A 3831-nucleotide genomic window follows, 5' to 3' on the forward strand; every position below is an offset into this window, starting at 1 on the left:
GAGCTAAATCTTCAGCTTTACCACTTCCCGTGATCCCTGCATAAGCGACGAGGTACGGGATGGAAGTGTTGCTGGATAAAGCCGCGAGCATCGGCGTAAACGGTTTGATTATCCCCGATGTTCCGTATGAAGAGGCAAAAAACTATCATAATCTCTTTGAAGCACGCGCCTTAGCTAATATCACTTTTGTTGCTCCGACGGATGGCGAAGATCGTATTAAATTGATTACCGCTGAAGCGCGTAAATTTATCTACCTCGTCGCTTATGCAGGGATCACGGGAAGTGGTAAAGCTGAAGATTTAGCTCCGACTTTAGAGATGATCAAACGTCACACTCGGACTCCTGTTTACGTCGGTTTCGGCGTGAATGAAAAAACAGCGCGCGAAAAAGTGCAGGGGGCAGATGGTGTCATCGTTGGATCGGCTATCGTCAATGTCTTGTTGGACGATACTATTTCAGCAACCCAAAAAATCGCGAAATGTTGTGAAATCACCCGCAATATTAAATCTCTCATTAACAGCTAACGTGCTATAATTCCACTCTAACTTCGGTTACCACGTGGGGGCGACATGGCTTCGACTGGATCAAGAAGGTTTAGGTTGCATCGCCGGACTGAGCATCTCCGTTATACGGCTCACACTTGCTTAAACGCAAACAACACTAATTACCGTCCTGCTTACGCTGTAGCGTAAGTTTAATTAAACTTTAGGACTGCGCTACCTTCCTATGCTATAACTGGAAGGGCTTGGCGTATAACCCCTGTGATAGCTATATTCTTGGAATGTCTCGGACTTGAATGAATTTAGAGAATTGGATGATGTAGCTTTGCACGTTGTGTGATAGTCATCTGAAAAACAAACAACGTTACTAAGCATGTAGACGCCTTTACTTCCTTGGTTTAGGACTCCGGTTCAATCCCGGACGCCTCCACCAAAACTTCAAATCCTTTCCCTGACTAATAAAATTATTTAGAAATAATAGACACTTTTGTTTATTTATTGACATCTATGTTATCATAACTAAATCAGATATTATAAAAAGTGAAGAAATGAGAATATTGACATTTAGAGGGGAGACACCTGCTGATGCTCTTAAAAAAGCACAGCTAGAAGTGGGTGAAGAAGCAATGCTCATTGAAACACGTGAGATTCAAAAAAAATCGCATGAAAAAAATGCTCTCTATGAAATCGTTGTAGGTGTTGATGATGATGTAATCAAAAATGCTAAGTCAAAAATCATGGATTCTTTGATTAAACGAGGTGGTAGAGAAGAAAATGATGAAATATTTCAAGAATTTTTCATTTTGCAAGAAGAAAATGAAAAACTTACAAAAAATGTATATGATTTAAAAGAACAAGTATTAGTCTATCAATCGAAAAGTGATCAAATTGAAAATATTATCATTCGTTTAAAAGAATCAGGAAAGTTAACTGATGATGAATTAAAAGAGTTATATGCAAGTGATGATGAAATAGAAAGAATAAAATCTCTTAGAGACGACGAAATTGAAGAAGAAAAAGCAACCATTACTGAGGCAATTTTTCAGATTACAGATTCGATGAAGAGTTTAAAAGCGAGTATGATTTTATACATATCACTTTTAATCGGATCAAGTGTTATAGCAATTTTATTGGTTATCAGCTTGCTGTATGGTATTTTTTTCTCGCCATCTATTGATCCATTAAAAATAAATGGGTTAATGGCGAATTATTTAGCCTTTGCCAGTCCATCCGTTTTAAAAATTGTTTTACTAGTTATTGTTTTACGTTTTATCAATAACATTCTCAAATTACGTGAAAATCTTTTGGTTGAGACGGGGTATATCGAAAAAGTTTCAGGAGTGTTAAAAGCGGGAATGTTGATGAGTGATTATTCACGAAGCATGATAGAAGCTCGTGAAATTTTCAAAAAAGTGATTAATCAGTTGATTAAAAAAGACAACTCTTTAGATAAGGATAAAGTCAAAGAAGAGGATGATTCCATGGCTATGTCTATCGCAGAAAAAACAGTGTCGATGATGACAAAAAGTATAAAACAGTGACTCCATTCATCCCTGAAAATTTGCCTCTAAGTACTGATTATGAGACAAAAGCTTTGGGATGCGAAATTGCTATTAAACCAAAACAATCGGCGAAAGCACTCTATCAAGCACAAATCGAGAAAAAAGCGCAAGAGATTGTGAACCGTGTCGTGCAAACGTCTGCTCTCGAAAACCAAACTCCAAGCATTGAAGCACAAAAAAAGATGCTTATTCAAGCCAAAGTGATGATCTCTAAAATGCCAAAATCACAAGTTTGGGCATGATATTTTTATTTTTGCCTTTTAATTTATAAAATCCATAGTAAGAGTTTATTCGTTAAGTTAGACTATGAAGATTTATAGTCAAAGATGAGTTGCTAAACTTGACCAAGGAAATCCCACAAAGTGTTATACAATTTTAAGAAATAGACTAACCTCTTCTACTAGCATTTACAATATATTGAAAATATAGCTATTTTATTGACCATAAATCTACTAATAACTGCTATACTTACAATATATTAACACTGGAGCCTCTATGGATGATATTCGATTAACCATCGGAAGTGCTATTGCATCCAGACGTACTGAAATCAATATGGAGCAAGAGCAGGTTTGTGATTATGCGCTGATTAGCAAAACGACCTTGTCTACGCTCGAAAATGCCAAAGGCAATATTTCGCTCCTCAATCTGGAAAAAATACTGGATGTGCTTGGATTAGAAATCGTGGTACGTGTTAAAGAAAAAGCGTAGGATAAGATAGATGCAAAAAGGTGAAGTGTATCGCAATGAAAGATTTGTCGGGATCGTATCAAAAGAGAATGGAGAATATCAGTTTATTTACGATCAGGACTATTTAAACGATCCATTGGCACTCCCGATTTCGATAGGATTGCCTTTGCGTCAGGAGGGTTATACTTCACTCGTTCTTTTCCCCTTCTTCGCGAACATGTTAGCTGAGGGGAGTGCTAAAACCATCCAATGTAGAGCACTTCGCATTGATGAAAACGATCTTTTTACACGGTTGCTGAAAACGACAATGAGCAATACAATCGGATCAATCACTATCAAAGAGCTCATAGAAAGTGAGGATAAATCATGAAATGTTTTGGATGCTTCAAGCCGATCGCCTCAGGTGAGTATTGTCCGAAATGCAAAAAAGAGCTGTTTAATGGGCGTCATATCAATCATCTGAAATTCGATATAAAAGAATTTTACGAGTACCGCCAATCCCAAGCGACACGCATCTCTATCTCCGGTGTTCAGGACAAAATTTCTCTACGGCTTGAGGGGAACGATCTCGTTCCGACAACCGATAAGGGGGAGTTTATCTTAAAACCTGTTCCGGCAACACAGCTGAAGCACTCGGAAGATATTGTTGCGAATGAACATCTGAGTATGCAGCTTTCAAAGCAAGTTTTTAAAATCCCGACGGCGGCCAATGCGATTATCCATTTCAGTAACGGCGAAATGGCATATCTCGTGAAACGATTTGATTATGCAAAAGACGGATCAAAGCTCGATCAGGAAGATTTTGCATCGATCATAGGAATGAGCGAAGAGACCGATGGGGCGAACTATAAATACGATTCGAGCTATGAAGCGATTGCACTGAGAGCAAAAGAGGTCATGGCGGCAAGTTCCGGTGCGATAGAAGATTTTTATCGTCGCGTTATTTTTAACTATCTCATCGGAAACGGTGACGCGCATCTGAAAAACTTTTCACTTTATCGACCCTATGGGCGACGAGATCTCGATTTTACTCCTAACTATGATCTACTCTATACCAAATACCATATCAACGAAGAGTT

The 3831-nt window shown here is 38.2% G+C and carries 6 protein-coding genes and 1 other RNA gene; all 7 read left to right on the top strand.

Going from position 1 to position 3831, the window contains the following annotated elements; all coding sequences use genetic code 11:
• The first annotated feature begins 59 nt into the window (after positions 1-59).
• Positions 60-524, top strand: a complete 465-nt coding sequence (trpA, locus tag WA010_RS10445; RefSeq protein WP_422557055.1) for a tryptophan synthase subunit alpha — start codon at positions 60-62, stop codon at positions 522-524.
• A 36-nt stretch (positions 525-560) separates the two neighbouring features.
• Positions 561-933: a transfer-messenger RNA gene (gene ssrA, locus WA010_RS10450) on the top strand.
• 115 nt (positions 934-1048) lie between these two features.
• A complete protein-coding gene (locus WA010_RS10455) occupies positions 1049-2041 on the top strand; it encodes a hypothetical protein (protein WP_422557056.1) in 993 nt (330 codons plus the stop codon).
• Entirely contained in the window at positions 2038-2304 is a 267-nt protein-coding gene (locus WA010_RS10460; protein ID WP_422557057.1) for a hypothetical protein, read from the top strand. Before WA010_RS10455 ends, WA010_RS10460 begins: the two co-directional genes overlap by 4 nt.
• A gap of 253 nt (positions 2305-2557) precedes the next feature.
• Entirely contained in the window at positions 2558-2773 is a 216-nt protein-coding gene (locus WA010_RS10465) for a helix-turn-helix domain-containing protein (RefSeq protein WP_422557058.1), read from the top strand.
• Positions 2774-2783: 10 nt separating this feature from the next.
• Positions 2784-3122, top strand: coding sequence for a HipA N-terminal domain-containing protein (locus WA010_RS10470; RefSeq protein ID WP_422557059.1), 339 nt, complete (start codon positions 2784-2786; stop codon positions 3120-3122).
• Positions 3119-3831: HipA domain-containing protein (locus WA010_RS10475; RefSeq protein ID WP_422557060.1), on the top strand; the 713-nt coding region annotated here is incomplete at its 3' end. The genes WA010_RS10470 and WA010_RS10475, both read left to right, overlap by 4 nt.

This window comes from Sulfuricurvum sp. (assembly GCF_049305995.1).
Taxonomy (GTDB): domain Bacteria; phylum Campylobacterota; class Campylobacteria; order Campylobacterales; family Sulfurimonadaceae; genus Sulfuricurvum.